10 protein-coding genes, 2 pseudogenes and 1 riboswitch are annotated in these 13,475 nt (G+C 74.7%); of the genes and pseudogenes, 5 read left to right on the top strand and 7 right to left on the bottom strand.

Translation table 11 applies throughout. The features are described from left to right. Positions 1–31: 31 nt before the first annotated feature. Both crtI and AB0G14_RS04300 read right to left on the bottom strand, forming a co-directional pair. The gene (crtI, locus tag AB0G14_RS04295; protein ID WP_357693647.1) at positions 32–1,540 is read right to left on the bottom strand and encodes a phytoene desaturase family protein; all 1,509 of its coding nucleotides are present in this window, start codon (positions 1,538–1,540) and stop codon (positions 32–34) included. After that, the gene (locus tag AB0G14_RS04300; RefSeq protein WP_357693571.1) at positions 1,540–2,691 is read right to left on the bottom strand and encodes a polyprenyl synthetase family protein; all 1,152 of its coding nucleotides are present in this window, start codon (positions 2,689–2,691) and stop codon (positions 1,540–1,542) included. Before AB0G14_RS04300 ends, crtI begins: the two co-directional genes overlap by 1 nt. 65 nt (positions 2,692–2,756) lie before the next feature. On the opposite strand from AB0G14_RS04300, the gene AB0G14_RS04305 reads away from it, so the two are divergent. Further along, complete coding sequence (locus AB0G14_RS04305; protein WP_357693573.1) at positions 2,757–3,695, top strand: phytoene/squalene synthase family protein; 939 nt, start codon at positions 2,757–2,759, stop codon at positions 3,693–3,695. A 25-nt stretch (positions 3,696–3,720) separates the two neighbouring features. On the opposite strand, the gene AB0G14_RS04310 is transcribed toward AB0G14_RS04305, so the two are convergent. Next, the gene (locus AB0G14_RS04310) at positions 3,721–4,785 is read right to left on the bottom strand and encodes a serine hydrolase domain-containing protein (RefSeq protein WP_357693575.1); all 1,065 of its coding nucleotides are present in this window, start codon (positions 4,783–4,785) and stop codon (positions 3,721–3,723) included. 91 nt (positions 4,786–4,876) lie between these two features. On the opposite strand from AB0G14_RS04310, the gene AB0G14_RS04315 reads away from it, so the two are divergent. Further along, positions 4,877–6,352 (top strand): FAD-dependent oxidoreductase, encoded by a 1,476-nt coding sequence (locus AB0G14_RS04315; protein WP_357693577.1) that lies wholly within the window; start codon positions 4,877–4,879, stop codon positions 6,350–6,352. Here AB0G14_RS04315 and AB0G14_RS04320 read toward each other — a convergent pair. Both AB0G14_RS04320 and AB0G14_RS04325 read right to left on the bottom strand, forming a co-directional pair. Further along, positions 6,349–7,111: pseudogene (locus AB0G14_RS04320) on the bottom strand (crotonase/enoyl-CoA hydratase family protein). The gene AB0G14_RS04315 and the pseudogene AB0G14_RS04320 overlap by 4 nt on opposite strands. A 42-nt stretch (positions 7,112–7,153) precedes the next feature. Continuing rightward, positions 7,154–8,071 carry an EamA family transporter gene (locus AB0G14_RS04325; RefSeq protein ID WP_357693579.1) on the bottom strand — a complete coding sequence of 306 codons (918 nt, stop codon included), beginning with the start codon at positions 8,069–8,071 and terminating at the stop codon, positions 7,154–7,156. A 211-nt stretch (positions 8,072–8,282) separates the two neighbouring features. Continuing rightward, positions 8,283–8,483, top strand: a riboswitch (cobalamin riboswitch). Between the two features lie 36 nt (positions 8,484–8,519). Between AB0G14_RS04325 and bluB the strand changes: the two genes are divergently transcribed. Continuing rightward, positions 8,520–9,149, top strand: coding sequence for a 5,6-dimethylbenzimidazole synthase (gene bluB / locus AB0G14_RS04330; protein ID WP_357693581.1), 630 nt, complete (start codon positions 8,520–8,522; stop codon positions 9,147–9,149). Positions 9,150–9,299: 150 nt separating this feature from the next. Then, positions 9,300–10,139 carry a Rieske (2Fe-2S) protein gene (locus AB0G14_RS04335; RefSeq protein ID WP_357693583.1) on the top strand — a complete coding sequence of 280 codons (840 nt, stop codon included), beginning with the start codon at positions 9,300–9,302 and terminating at the stop codon, positions 10,137–10,139. Positions 10,140–10,587: 448 nt separating this feature from the next. On the opposite strand, the pseudogene AB0G14_RS04340 reads toward AB0G14_RS04335, so the two are convergent. Both AB0G14_RS04340 and AB0G14_RS04345 read right to left on the bottom strand, forming a co-directional pair. Further along, a pseudogene (locus AB0G14_RS04340) lies at positions 10,588–11,748 on the bottom strand (LysM domain-containing protein); the annotation flags it as partial. Between the two features lie 14 nt (positions 11,749–11,762). Next, positions 11,763–12,212, bottom strand: coding sequence for a hypothetical protein (locus tag AB0G14_RS04345; RefSeq protein WP_357693585.1), 450 nt, complete (start codon positions 12,210–12,212; stop codon positions 11,763–11,765). Positions 12,213–12,385: 173 nt separating this feature from the next. Between AB0G14_RS04345 and AB0G14_RS04350 the strand changes: the two genes are divergently transcribed. Further along, positions 12,386–13,474: a tyrosine-type recombinase/integrase gene (locus AB0G14_RS04350; RefSeq protein WP_357693587.1), complete on the top strand. Its 1,089-nt coding sequence runs from the start codon at positions 12,386–12,388 to the stop codon at positions 13,472–13,474. Position 13,475: the final 1 nt, after the last annotated feature.

The raw sequence follows: 13,475 nt of genomic DNA on the forward strand, positions 1-13,475 counted from the left end.
AGGTGCCTTTCGGGTGTGCGGGCGAGGGTCATCAGGATTCCCCGGTGATGCGGCCGGCGGCGAGCTTGCCGGAGATGAGCACCATCGGCACGCCGACGCCGGGCTGGGTGCCCGAGCCGACGAAGACCACGTTCGGCAGTGTCCGGTGCAGGTTCGACGGGCGGAACGGGCCGGTCTGGAAGAAGGTGTGCGCGGCGGCGAACGGGGTGCCGGCGGCCATCCCCTGCTCGGCCCACTCGGCGGGGGTGATGGCCCGCAGCACCTCGACGCCCGCGCCGAAGCCGACGTAGCCGCGCTCCTCCAGGGTCCCGACGAGCTGGTCGGCGTAGCGGTCGGTGAGGTCGCCCCGCCAGTCGAACGGCGCCCGGTGGAGGTTGGGCACCGGCGCGAGCACGTAGTAGGTGTGCCGGCCGGCGGGCGCGACCGACGGGTCCGTCCGGCTCGGGTTGGTCACCAGCAGGGACGGGTCGCTCATCAGCTCGCCGCGCCGGATGACCTCATCGAAGGTGCCCTTCCAGGACCGTCCGAAGTGGATGTTGTGGTGGGCGATCCTCCCATATCCCTGCCGGGATCCCACGTGTAGGACCACGCAGGACGGCGAGTAGGTGAGCCTGCGGGGGCGGGTCGGCGGCAGCAGGTCGCGGTAGGCGACCGGCAGGTCGGGGTTGAGCACCACCACGTCGGCCGGGATCAGCTCCCCGTCGGCGGTCAGCACGCCGGTGGCCCGGCCGTTCGCGGTCTCCACCCGGGTCACCGTGGTGTCGTACCGGATCTGCACGCCGTGTTTCTCGGCGGCGCCGGCCATGCCCCGGGAGACCGCGTGGATGCCGCCGCGCGGGAAGTAGACCCCGGCCACCGAGTCGAGGTACGCGATGACCGCGTAGATGGCCAGGGCGTCGTGCGGGGCGAGGCCGGCGTACATCGCCTGGAAGGAGAAGATCCGCTGGGTGCGCGGGTCGCGGAAGAACTGGTTGATCTTCGTCTGGAGCCGGCGGAAGGCGCCGCCCGCCAGCAGCCGCACGAGGTTGCCGGTGAGCAGGTCGGTGGGCGCGTCCAGGTTGCGCTCGATGAAGTCGGCGCGCTCCCACTGCCAGAGCTTGCGGGCGTAGTCGACGAAGCGCAGGTAGCCGTCGGCCTCGCGGGGGCCGCAGACCCGGGCGATCTCGGCGGCCATCCGGGTGGTGTCGGTGATGACGTCCAGCGTCGACCCGTCGGGGTAGTAGGCCCGGTAGGCCGGGTCGAGCGGGGTCAGGTCGAGCCAGTCGTCCAGTTCCTCGCCCACCGCGCCGAGCGCCTCGGCGATCAGGTCCGGCATGGTGAGCACGGTGGGGCCGGTGTCGAACTCGTAGCCGTCGACGCCGAGCCGGCCGGCCCGGCCGCCCGGCACCGGCTCGCGCTCCAGCACGGTCACCTGTCGGCCGCTGCCCGCCAGGTGCAGCGCGCAGGCCAGCCCACCCAGGCCGGCGCCGACCACCACCACCCGGTCCGTACGCCCGTGCACGGTGCGCACGCGACCACCTCCCTGTGCGAAGCTGCCCATCATGCCCGCCGGTTGGTGGCGGCGGTGGCGAGACCGGTCAGCGCGGTGCGCGCCGTCTCGTCGATCGACGCGGCGTCGAGCGCGGCGAGCGCCTCGGCGACCCGGTCGGAGATCATGCGCTCGACCCGGTCCACCGCGCCGGTGTCGGCGACCACGCCGGCGAGCCGGGCGATCTCCCCGTCCGTCACCCCGTCGCCGACCCGGTCCAGCGCGCGCCGTTGGGCCGGCGTGGCGAGCTGCCGGGCGAGCATGAGCAGCGCGGTCGGCTTGCCGGTGCGCAGGTCGTCGCCGGCCGGCTTGCCGGTGGCCGACGGGTCGCCGTAGACGCCGAGCAGGTCGTCGCAGAGCTGGAACGCCTCGCCGACCGCGAGCCCGTAGCGGGTGTACGCGGCGATCAGCGGGGCGTCGGTGTCGAGGCCGGCCAGGCAGGCGCCGAAGAGCAGTGGCCGCTGCACCGTGTAGCTCGCGGTCTTGTAGCGGGTGACCCGCAGCGCGCGGTCGACCGACCAGTTCGCCGCGTCGCTCTCGCCGAGCACGTCGAGGTACTGCCCGGCGATCGTCTCCACCCGCATCTGGTCGTAGCAGCGGCGGACGTGGAGCAGCCGGGCCGGCGGCAGGGCGGCGTGCGCGAGGAGCCGGTCGGCCCACACCATGCAGAGGTCGCCGACCAGCACCGCGACCGCCTCGCCGAACCGACGCGGGTCGCCCCGGTGTCCGGCGGCGGCGTGCCGGGCGGCCTGCGCCACCTGCACGGTCGGCCGGCCGCGTCGAGTGGCGGAGGCGTCCATCACGTCGTCGTGCACGAGGGCGAAGGCGTGCAGCAACTCCAGGGCGGCGAACGCCGGCAGCACGGCCGGCAGCGCCTCCGCGCTCCCCGTGCCACGCCAGCCCCAGTAGGCGAACGTCGGCCGGACCCGCTTGCCGCCGGCCAGCACGCTGTCGCGCGCCGTCGCGGCGAAACGGCCCATCGCCGCGTCGATCTCGGCCAGCGAGGCGACCTCGGCGGCCAGGAAGTCGGCCAGGGTGCGGTCCACCGCCGTGACCAGATCCCTCGTGTACGCGGCCAGGACCGCGCCGACGAGGTCGTCCCCGTCGCCCGGGCCTGCCGGCGTGACGCGGAGGGCGTTACCGGCAACTGCGTCGTTGGCCATGCGGCCGAGCGTACCCTAGGGTTACGTCTTGCGTCGATTGGTGCGTCGATACTTGAGGAGGGCCGGTGGACACCGATCTCACCGCTGCCTATGACCGTTGCCGTGCGGTGCACAGACGCCACGGCCGCACCTACTATCTCGCGACCCGGCTGCTGCCCGCCTGGAAACGGCGGCACGTGCACGCCCTCTACGGGTTCACCCGCCACGCCGACGAGATCGTCGACCGGACCGAGGAGTTGTCCCCGGCCGAGCGCGCGGCGCGGCTCGACGACTGGGCCGGCCGCTTCGTCGCCGGGCTGCACGGCCAGCCGGTCGACGACCCGCTGCTCCCGGCCGTGCTGCACACCATCGCCGTCTTCGATCTCGACCGGGACGACTTCGCGTCGTTCCTCAAGAGCATGGCGATGGACCTGACGGTCACCTCGTACCGCACCTACGACCACCTGCTCGACTACATGGAGGGCTCGGCGGCCGTCATCGGCACGATGATGCTGCCGATCCTGGGCAGCTCCGACCCGGCCGCGGCCCGCGAGCCGGCGCGCCAGCTCGGCTTCGCCTTCCAGCTCACCAACTTCATCCGGGACATCGGCGAGGATCTGGAGCGCGGGCGGACGTACCTGCCCGACGACGACCTCGCCCTGTTCGGCGTCACCCGCGAGGAGCTGACCGAGGCCCGCGCCCGGGGGCGCGCCACGCCCCGGATCCGGGAGCTGATCGCGTACGAGGTGGGCCGCGCCCAGGCGCACTACGCCGCCGCGGCACCCGGGATCACGCTGCTCGCGCCCGCCTCGCAGGCGTGCATGCGCACCGCGTACGCGCTCTACGGCGGCATCCTCGATGAGGTGGCCGCGCAGGACTACGACGTCTTCGCCGGCCGGGCGCTGGTGCCGCGCCGTCGCCGGCTGGCGGTGGCCGCCCGCGCGCTGCTCACCCCGACCGGCACGCCCGTGGTGATCCCCGGGCCCGCCCGGGCGCCCACCCCGGTCCCCGTGTCCGCCCCGTGACGGCTGCGCCGCCCCCGGGAGCGGGTCAGAGGCAGGAGTGCAGGGCGTCCACCAGGGCGTCGACCCGGTCGTGGTCGGCCAGGTGGGACGTGGCGTAGGCGAAGGCGTAGCCGCGCGTGGGGTCGGCCCAGGCGGAGCTGCCGCCGATCCCGCCCATGCCCCAGCTCCCGTCCTCCTCCCGCTGCATGCCCAACGTCCACCGGGTGCGCCGGCCCAGCAGCAGGTCGTCGCCGTCGTACTGGACCCGCGTCGCCTCGCCCACCAGCTCCGGGCTGAACAGGCGTGCGCCGTCGAGGACGCCGCCGGCGAGCAGGCCCGCGTAGAGCCGGGCCAGGGCGCCCGCCGTCGAGTGCAGGTTGACCGCCGGCACCTCCGCGCCCCGCCAGAGCGGGCTGTTCACCATCGCCAGGTCCCGCCCGCCGGGCGGGTTGTCCAGCGCCCGCGCCCAGAGCGAGCCCGGCGCACCGGCCACCCGGTCCGGCCGACCCGGGTCGCCGTACCGCAGCTCGGCGCAGCGCCGCTGGTCCGCCTCGCCGAGGCCGAAGCCGAGGTCCAGCCGCCACGGCCCCGCGATCTCCTCGGCCAGGAAGCGGCCCACCGACCGTCCGTCGACCCGCCGCACCAACTCGCCCACCAGATGCCCGTACGTCCAGGCGTGCTCGCCCGCGACGGACCCCGGCGGCCACTCCGGCCCGGCGGCGGCGAGGTCGGCGCAGAGCAGGCCCCAGTCGGCGATCGCGGCGGCCGGCCGGGGCACCGGAAAGGTCGGCAGTCCGGCGGTGTGCGTGAGCACCTGCCGGACGGTGGCCGGGGTGCGGAAGCCGGGCCAGTGCGCGGCGACCGGGTCGTCCAGGCCGAGCCGGCCCCGGTCGACCAGCATCAGCAGGCAGAGCGCGGCGACGGGCTTGCCGACCGAGTAGACGTTCACCAGCGTCTCCGGCCGCCACGGCCGCCCCGGCGACCGTTCCCCGCCGACGATGTCGACGACCGGCTCCCCGTCGTACCAGATCGCCAGGCCGGCCCCGGTCTCCCGGCCGGTGGCGAGCAGGTCGGCGAAGCAGTCGTGGACGGGGGTGAAGCGGGCGCGCATCCGGCCACCGTAGGCGGCCGACGACCACCCGGGCAGCGAATATCGCGCCGGCCGGGTGGTCGGAGACCGGGCGGTGCGGAATGCTGGCGGGATGGCGGAGCCGGAACTGGTGGACGTGGTCGTGGTCGGGCTCGGGGTCGGCGGCGAGGAGGTGGCCGGGCGGCTCGCCGAGGCCGGGCTGACCGTCGTCGGCGTCGAGCGGGACCTGGTCGGCGGGGAGTGCCCGTACTGGGGGTGCATCCCGAGCAAGATGATGATCAGGGCGGCCAACGCGATCGCCGAGGCGCGCCGGGTCGACGGGCTCGCCGGCACCGCCCAGGTCCGGCCCGACTGGGCGCCCGTGGCGAAGCGGATCCGCGAGGAGGCCACCGACACCTGGGACGACACGGTCGCCGTGGAACGCTTCACCGGCAAGGGCGGCCGGTTCGTCCGGGGCAGCGCCCGCCTCGACGGCCCCGGCCGGGTCCGGGTCGGCGAGCGGGTCTTCCAGGCCCGGCACGGGATCGTGCTCGGCACCGGCACCAAGCCGTCCGTGCCGCCGGTCGACGGGCTGGCCGACACGCCGTACTGGACCAACCGCCAGGCGATCGAGGTCGAGGAGTTGCCCGAGTCGCTGCTGGTGCTGGGCGGCGGCGCGATCGGCCTGGAACTGGCCCAGGTGTTCGCCCGGTTCGGGGTCCGGGTCACCGTGGTCGAGGCGGCGGACCGGGTGCTCGCGGTCGAGGAGCCGGAGGCGTCCGAGGTGGCCGCCGCCGCGCTGCGCGCCGACGGGGTGGAGATCCACACCGGCGTACGGGCGGAGCGGGTCCGCCACGACGGGCGGGGCTTCACGCTGCACGGGGCCGATGGGGCGGAGTTCACCGGGCAGCGGCTGCTGGTGGTGACCGGCCGCCGGGCACACCTCGACGAGTTGGGCCTGGACACCGTCGGGGTGGACGCCGGCCAGCGGTACCTGGCCGTCGACGACCGGCTGCGCGTCACCGACGGGATGTGGGCGGTCGGCGACGTCACCGGGGAGGGCGCGTTCACCCACGTCGCCATGTACCAGGCGGGGATCGTCGTCGCCGACGTGCTCGATTGCGCCCGGCGGGTCGACGGCGGGCCGGATGCCAGCGGCACCGCCCGCATGACGGGCGGCGCGGCCGGCGCGGTCAGCGCGTCCGGCACCACCGGGTCGGGCGCCTCCGCCGGCGCGGTGCCGCGCGCCGACTACCGCGCGCTGCCCCGGGTCACCTTCACCGACCCCGAGATCGGCGCGGTCGGCCTCACCGAACGGCAGGCCCGCGAGCGCGGGATCAACGTGCAGGTCGGCCTCGCCGAGCTGCCGTCGTCGGCGCGCGGCTGGATCCACCGGAGCGGCAACGAGGGCTTCGTCAAGCTGGTCGCCGACGCCGACCAGGGCGTGCTGATCGGCGCGACGTCGGTCGGGCCGGCCGGCGGCGAGGTGCTCTCCGGGCTGGTGGTGGCGGTGCACGCGGCCGTGCCGCTGGCCCGGCTCCGGCACATGATCTACGCCTACCCGACGTTCCACCGGGCCATCGAGGAGGCGTTGCGGCACCTGCGCTAGACGGTCGCGCCGTGCCGCCCGGCGCCGGCGGCGAACCGGGCCGCCCCGGCCGCCGCGTCGGCGGCGAGCGAGTCCATCCCGTACGCCAGCTCGGTCGCCAGCGCCGCCGGCTCCGGCTGGCCGGCGCCGGCCAGCACGGCGGCTCGGTCGTTGCGCAGGCAGGTCTGCGGGTGCCGGGCGATCTCGGCCGCCAGCCGCTCGGCCGCCGCCCGCGCCTCACCCGGGGCTACCAGCCGGTTCACCAGCCCCATCGCGTACGCCTCCTCGGCCGGCACCGGCCGGCCGGTGAGGATCAGGTCCATCGCCCGGCTCTCGCCGATCAGCCGGGGCAGCCGTACCGTCCCCCCGTCGATCAACGGCACCCCCCCAGCGCCGGCAGAACACCCCGAGGACCGCGTCGGACTCGGCGACCCGCAGGTCGCACCAGAGCGCCAGCTCCAACCCGCCGGCCACGGCGTGACCGGAGATCGCGGCGATCACCGGCTTGCCGAGCGTCATCCGGGTCGGGCCCATCGGGCCGTCCCCCTCCGGCTCGACCCGGTTGCCGCTCGGGGTGCCGATCGCCTTCAGGTCGGCCCCCGCGCAGAACGTGCCGCCGGCGCCCCAGAGCACAGCCACCGCCGCGTCGGGGTCGGCCTCGAAGGCGCGGAACGCGTCGGCCAGGGCCCGGGCCGTCGGCCCGTCGACCGCGTTGCGGGCCGCCGGGCGGTCCAGGATCACCGTGGTCACCGGCCCGTCGTGCTCGACGCGTACGCCCATCGGCACAGCATGCCCCGGTGGTGCCGGCGGCGCCAGGGGGCGTCAGCGCTCCTTCGCGGCGCGGGGACGGACCAGGGTCGCGCCCAGCGCGGCGCCGACCACGCACGCCACCCCGGCCGCCTGCGGCCAGGCCAACAGCTCGCCCAGCAGGACCAGCCCGACCAGCGCGCCGATCGCCGGCTCCAGGCTGAGCAGGATCGCGAAGACCCGGGCCGGCATCCGGCGCAGCGCGGCCAGTTCGGCCGAGTACGGCAGCACCGACGACAGCAGTGCCACCACGACGCCCAGCGCGAGGGTCCACGGGTCGAGCAGCGCCGTGCCGCTGCCGGCGACCCCGAACGGCAGTACGGCGAGCGCGGCGACGGCCATTCCCAGCGCGAGGCCCCGGCTGCCCGGCACGCGGGCGCTGACCGCCTTGCCGAGCAGTACGTACCCGGCCCAGCCGACCGCGATGGCGACGCACAGCAGCAGCCCCACCCGGTCCACCCCGGTCCCGCCGAGCCCGCTGATCAGCAGCACCCCGCCGCCCGCCAGGACCGCCCACGCCACGTCGGCGGGCCGGCGGCTGCCGGCGAGCGACACCAGCAGCGGCCCCGCGAAACCGATGGTGACCGCCACGCCGAGCGGCACCCGGTGCAGCGCCGCGTAGAAGGCGAGGTTCATCAGCGCCAGGGTGAGCCCGAACGCCCCGACCAGGCCGGCGGCGCGCCAGCCCAGCCGCAGCCCGGGCCGGGCCACGAGCAGCAGGATCAGCGCGGCGAAGCCGAGCCGCAGCGTGGTCGTACCGCCGGCGCTGGTGCTGCCGAAGAGCTGCTTGGCGACGGCCGCGCCGACCTGGGTGGAGAGCATGCCCAGCAGCATCAGCAGCGGTGGTGGCACGGCCCGGGGCCGGCCGAGGGCGACGGTCAGTCGGGCCGCCGGGTGGCCGGCCGGCAGCGGGCGGGAGGCGAGTGCGTACACCCGGACCACAGTGGTCGCGGACGGCGCGGCCCGCGACCGGATTTCCACGCCCGGCCGTCGGGTCCGGCGGGTCCGGCCGGCGGGCGGCGGGTCCGGGCGGAGGGCCGGCGCCTGGCAGGTCCGGGCGGGCGGCGGCGGGGCGGCGGGTCCGGGTGGCGCCGTCGTCTGGGCGGTCCTCGCGGTGGTGCTGGCCCGCGGCGCTAGCATGCCGGGCGGCACGATCATGTGAGGTGCCCCGCGCGAGCGGGGAGAATCGGGAAGCCGGTGCGAATCCGGCACGGGCCCGCCGCGGTGACCGGGGAGCCACCGTCCACGCGCGAGAGCGCAGCCACTGGCCCGCCCGGGCCGGGAAGGCGGACGGCCAGGCGTCGATCCGGGAGTCCGAAGACCGGCCTCGCGGTCAGGTGCCCACGCCCGGAGCGTGGGCCGAGCGCAGCGGGAGCCTGCCTTGGATCTCTACGACGTCATCCATCGCCGCCGGGACGTCCGCGGCCAGTTCACCGGGGCGCCGGTGCCCGACGAGACGCTGCACCGCGTCCTGACTGCGGCGCACGCCGCGCCGAGCGTCGGCTACTCCCAGCCCTGGGACTTCGTCCTCGTCCGCGACCCCGAGCTGCGGCGCCGGTTCCACGAGCACGTCCAGACCGAGCGGGACACCTTCGCCGCCACCCTGGCCGGGGAGGCGGTCGAGCGGTTCGCCCGCATCAAGATCGACGGGGTGCTGGAGTCCACCCTGTCCGTGGTGGTCACCTACGACCCGGCCCGCGGTGGCCCCGCCGTGCTCGGGCGGCACGCCATCGTCGACACCGGGCTCTACTCGGCCTGCCTCGCCATCCAGAACCTCTGGCTGGCCGCCACCGCCGAGGGGCTCGGCGTCGGATGGGTGTCGTTCTACCGGGAGCCCTGGCTGGCCGAGCTGCTCGGCATCCCCGACGGCGTACGGCCGGTGGCGTGGCTCTGCCTCGGGCCGGTCACCCACTTCGAGGCCGTGCCCGACCTGGTCCGACACGGCTGGCGGCAGAAGCGCCCGCTGGCCGAGGCGATCCACCACGACCGCTGGACGCCGCCGGACCGCTGACCTCACCACCGCGGAAGGGCGGGCCCCATCAGGCCGGGGCGCGCCCGGTTCCGGGCCGGCAGAAACCTCGTCACGCACCGCTGCGGATCCGTCACCGGATACCGGTTTGCGGTCGCTCCTGCCGGGAAGTCGGTACGGGTGCGAGCACTCATGACGAAGATCGAGCAGGCCTCCGCGCTGGACCGGATCGGCGACCGGTTGCAGCGGGCCGTCCAGGCCACCCTCCGCCCAAGGCGCGTCCGCGACCTGCTGCACGGCGTCTGGCTGGGGCACCCGCTGCACCCGGCGATGGTGCAGGTGCCGGTCGGCGCGTGGCTCAGCACGGCCGTGCTGGACCTGATGCAGGGGCAGCGCCGCGCCGCCACCACGCTGTGCGCGGTGGGCACCGTCAGCGCCCTGCCGGCTGCGGTCGCCGGGCTCAACGACTGGGCAGCCCTCGCCCGAGACCAGCGCCGGATCGGCCTGGTGCACGCCGCCTCCAACAGCATCGGCCTGGCGTTCTACGCCGGCTCCGTGGCCGCCCGGATGACCGGCCGGCACAACCTCGGCCGTACGCTCGGCTTCCTCGGGCTCAGCGCCGCGAGCATGGGGGCGTACATCGGCGGGCACCTGGCGTACAAGCAGGGCGCGCAGGTCAATCAGAGCATCTCCGAGCTGCACCGGATGAGCGACGGCTGGCATTCGATCGCGGACATGGCCGCCCTGCCGCAGCGAAAGCTGATCACCCGGGAGATCGACGACGTCTCGGTGATCCTCTACCGGCACGGCGACGAGGTCACGGTGATGCTGGAGCGCTGCCCGCACCAGAGCGGCCCGCTCGGCAAGGGCGAGGTGCAGGAGATCGACGGGCACGCGTGCGTGGTCTGCCCGTGGCACGGCAGCACGTTCCGGCTCAACGGCGGCGAGGTCGTGCACGGCCCCTCCGGCAACGACCAGCAGGTCCTGCCCACCCGCATCGTCAACGGCATGCTGGAGACCCGCCTCCCCTGACCCGCCCCACCTCGTCACCCCACCCCACCCCTCACGCCGTTGATCATGAAGTTGTTGCCGTCCTGATCGGCGTGTCGCTGCAACCTGATGATCAACGACGGGCGTCCGGGGGTTGGGGGGTGGGTCAGGGGCGGCGGTGGCGGCCGATCAGGGGTTCGCGGGTGGTGTCCGCGTGGGCCCGGGCCGGGGCGCCGGCCACCGGGCGGGGGCTGGTGGCCGCGTCGCCGTGGCTGCCCGGGGTGGTGTTGTCGCGGGGGATCGCGGTCGTCCCGGTGTGGGTGGCTGCGCTGGCGCCCCGGGGAGCCGCGTCCCGTTCGGTTCCGTCGCGTGCCGTCCGGGCCCGTACGGTTCCGTTGCGTCCGGTCGCGCGTCCGATTTCGCTGCGACTACCTCCGTCCCGCCCGGTACCCCTGGTGCCCCGACGGCGGGTGGTGGCGGTGCGGGCCGCGCCTGCCGGTACGCGGGCGGGGCGGCCGCGCAGGCCAAGGACCGCGCCGATCTGCGCGCCGACGATGCTCGCCACCGCGAGGACGGCGGAGACCGCGAGCGGCCGGTTCACGCGGTCGGGCTCGCCGGCCCGGGCCGCTCCGACCGTCAGCGTCGGGGCCTCGTCGCCGGACGCGTCGGCCGGCGGCGGCGCCGGGACCTGCGCCGGGGGCGGGGGCGTCGCCCGCTCCGGGGTGACCTGTTCCGGGGTGGGCTGCGGGGCCGGCCGGGCCGGCAGGGGTGCGGCGGGACGGGCGACGAGGCGGCCGGTGGCGTGCCGGCGGGCGCCCCGGTCCTCGGCCTCCTGCGGGAGCTTCAGCAACTGGCCCGGGTGGATCCGGTCCGGGTCGTCGATACGGTTCAGCGCGGCCAGTTCACGGTAGTCGTCGAAGTCGTCGAGATAGCGCTCGGCAACCCTGCCCAGATGGTCGCCCCGGGCCACCCGGTAGACCGCCGTCCCGTCGGCCGAGGCAGCCGGAGCAGGCTGCGCCGCCGAGGCCACCGAGGCGGCTGGAGCAGCCTGAGCGGCCTGAGCAGCCTGTGTGGCCGGGGCAGCCTGTGTGGCCGGCGTTGCCAGATCAACGTGGGCTGCGCGGGCGGGCGGCAGAGCCGGGCCGGACTGGACGGCCGGAGCGGCGGAGGCCGGCCAGGTGGCCTGCGGCGGGACAGCCATCGGCGCGTTTGCGATCGGCGCTGCCGGCAGGGCGTACGGGCCGGCGACGGCCGTCGCCGCGCTCGCCGCCGGGCTGGCCGTGATGATCAGCGCGACCGAACCGACCAGGGCGGCGGCGGCCCGCTGCTGGCGGCTCATGCCCGGCAGCCGGGGCGCTGGTCGGCGCAACGCCTGCGCGCAGAGTTCCACCAGCACGGAGAAGGCGAACGTCGCCCACCCGGACCACCCGGCCAGCGCCAGCGCGCGCAGGAAGAGGCGCCCGTCGTCGCGGCTGGTCAGCGTCGCGCTGATCTCCCCGACGGTGGGCAGGTGGTCGGGCAGCGGGTTGCCGGCGAGGGCGAGCAGCGCCACCGGCGCGCCGACCAGCACCGCGCAGAGCACGACGAGCGCGCCGAACCCGGTCAGGATCCGTCCGGTCCGCCGTACGGCGGAACGACCCGAAGCGGCCATGGCTGCCTTCCTTCCTACGGTGCTCCGGTGAGCGGCCGCGCGGTCGCCTCGCCGGAGACGGTGACGGTCTCGTCGAAGCCGAACAGGCCGAGCATGGATCTGTGGTGGGTGACGGTGACGCGTACGCGGACCCGGGTCTCCCCGTCGACGACCGGGAAGCTGACGGTGTGGCCGGCGGCGCCGGCGGCGGCGAGGTAGTCGGCGACGGCCCGGCGGGCCTGTGGCCGGTTGATCCGGGTGGGCCCGCCCTCGATGGCGGTGGCCCGGTCGATGGCCTGACCGCCGGCCCGGGCGGCCTCGGCCGCGAGGTTGTCGGCCCGCTGCAACGTGCGCAGTTGGCCGGCGCCGTCGAAGGCCATGCCGATGACGGCGAGGATCCCGACCATCGCCACCGCGAGGAAGACGCTCACCCGTCCCTCGTCGCCGAGGGTGGCGGGAGCCGGCCGGACCCGACCGGCGGTCATCCCCGTGTCAGAACTGTCATGAGTTTCTTCCCTGCCGGAATGTCTTGAGCTGCCGGAAGCCCTGGTCACTGCGGCCTCCCGAGCGTCGATAGGAGTTTCGACGGAACTTCGGGATTGCTGACTCGTTGTCGGTCTTGTAGGCGTCGGCGAGTGATTCCTGAAGTGGGGCGGACATGACCCTGGCGGTAGTGAGGTCCATCGACTCGCCTCGTCGGCTCCGCACGGCGGCGGAGTTGGAGGATTTCGAGCAGGAGTTGGTCGATCAGTACGCGCTGGCGTCGGCGGCTTCGGGGATCACCGATGGGCAGATCCGGAAGGAGCGGTACGTATTGTTCGAGTTCGTTCGCTTCCTCGGTGAGCCGGTGTGGATGTGCCAGCCCGGCGACGCCGATCGGTACCTGGTGCACCTGCGGAAGGGTCGGGGCCTGGCTGCGACGACGGTGGCGGACAAGGCGTTGACCATTGCGCAGTTCTACGATTTCCTGCTGTCGCGGTATCAAGGTGACATCCATGCCCTGACCGGTCAGGTGCTGGTGCAGCCAATCGACGAGTACAACCGGCCGCCCAAGCCCTACACCGCCAACTCCCGGGTGCCGCCGTCGGATGGCGACGTGGTTACGTTGTTCGGCGCGTGGCGCGAGGCGCTGCCGCATGCCAGGAAGTACCTTCCGGCCGCCCGGGACTACGTGGCGGCGTCTCTGTGGCGTCGAGCCGGGTTGCGTATCACCGAGACTGCGATGCTGGACATCCGCGATTGGCGGCCGGACTTGGGCGAGCTGGGCAAGTTGCATGTGCGGTTCGGCAAGGGCAGCCACCGCCGCGGGCCGAAGGCCCGGATGGTGCCCGGGATCAACGAGGTCGGCCAGCTGCTGCAGTGGTGGCTGGTTGACGTGCGGCACCAGTACGGCGACGACTGGGAGGACCCACATGCGCCGCTGCTGCCCAGCGAACGCCGCGATCCGGTCACCGGCCGGTGCGAACGCATCGGCGCCAACGCTCTGCGCAACGGCTTGGCCGCAGCGGTGGAGAGGTGGCTGCCCAAGTGGCAGCGCCGACTGACCCCGCACATCCTGCGTCACTACTGCGCGTCGTCCATGTATGCCCGAGGCGTTGACCTGAAAGCGATCCAGGAACTGCTCGGGCATTCGTGGCTGCAAACGACCACGGGCTACATCCACGTGCACGACCACCACATCGAGCATGCCTGGGCCAAGGCCAACGAACGTGTGGCGGCACGTCTGAGCGAGACGACGGGGGGTTGAT

Source organism: Micromonospora sp. NPDC023814 (genome assembly GCF_040639595.1).
In the GTDB taxonomy this organism is placed as follows: domain Bacteria; phylum Actinomycetota; class Actinomycetes; order Mycobacteriales; family Micromonosporaceae; genus Micromonospora.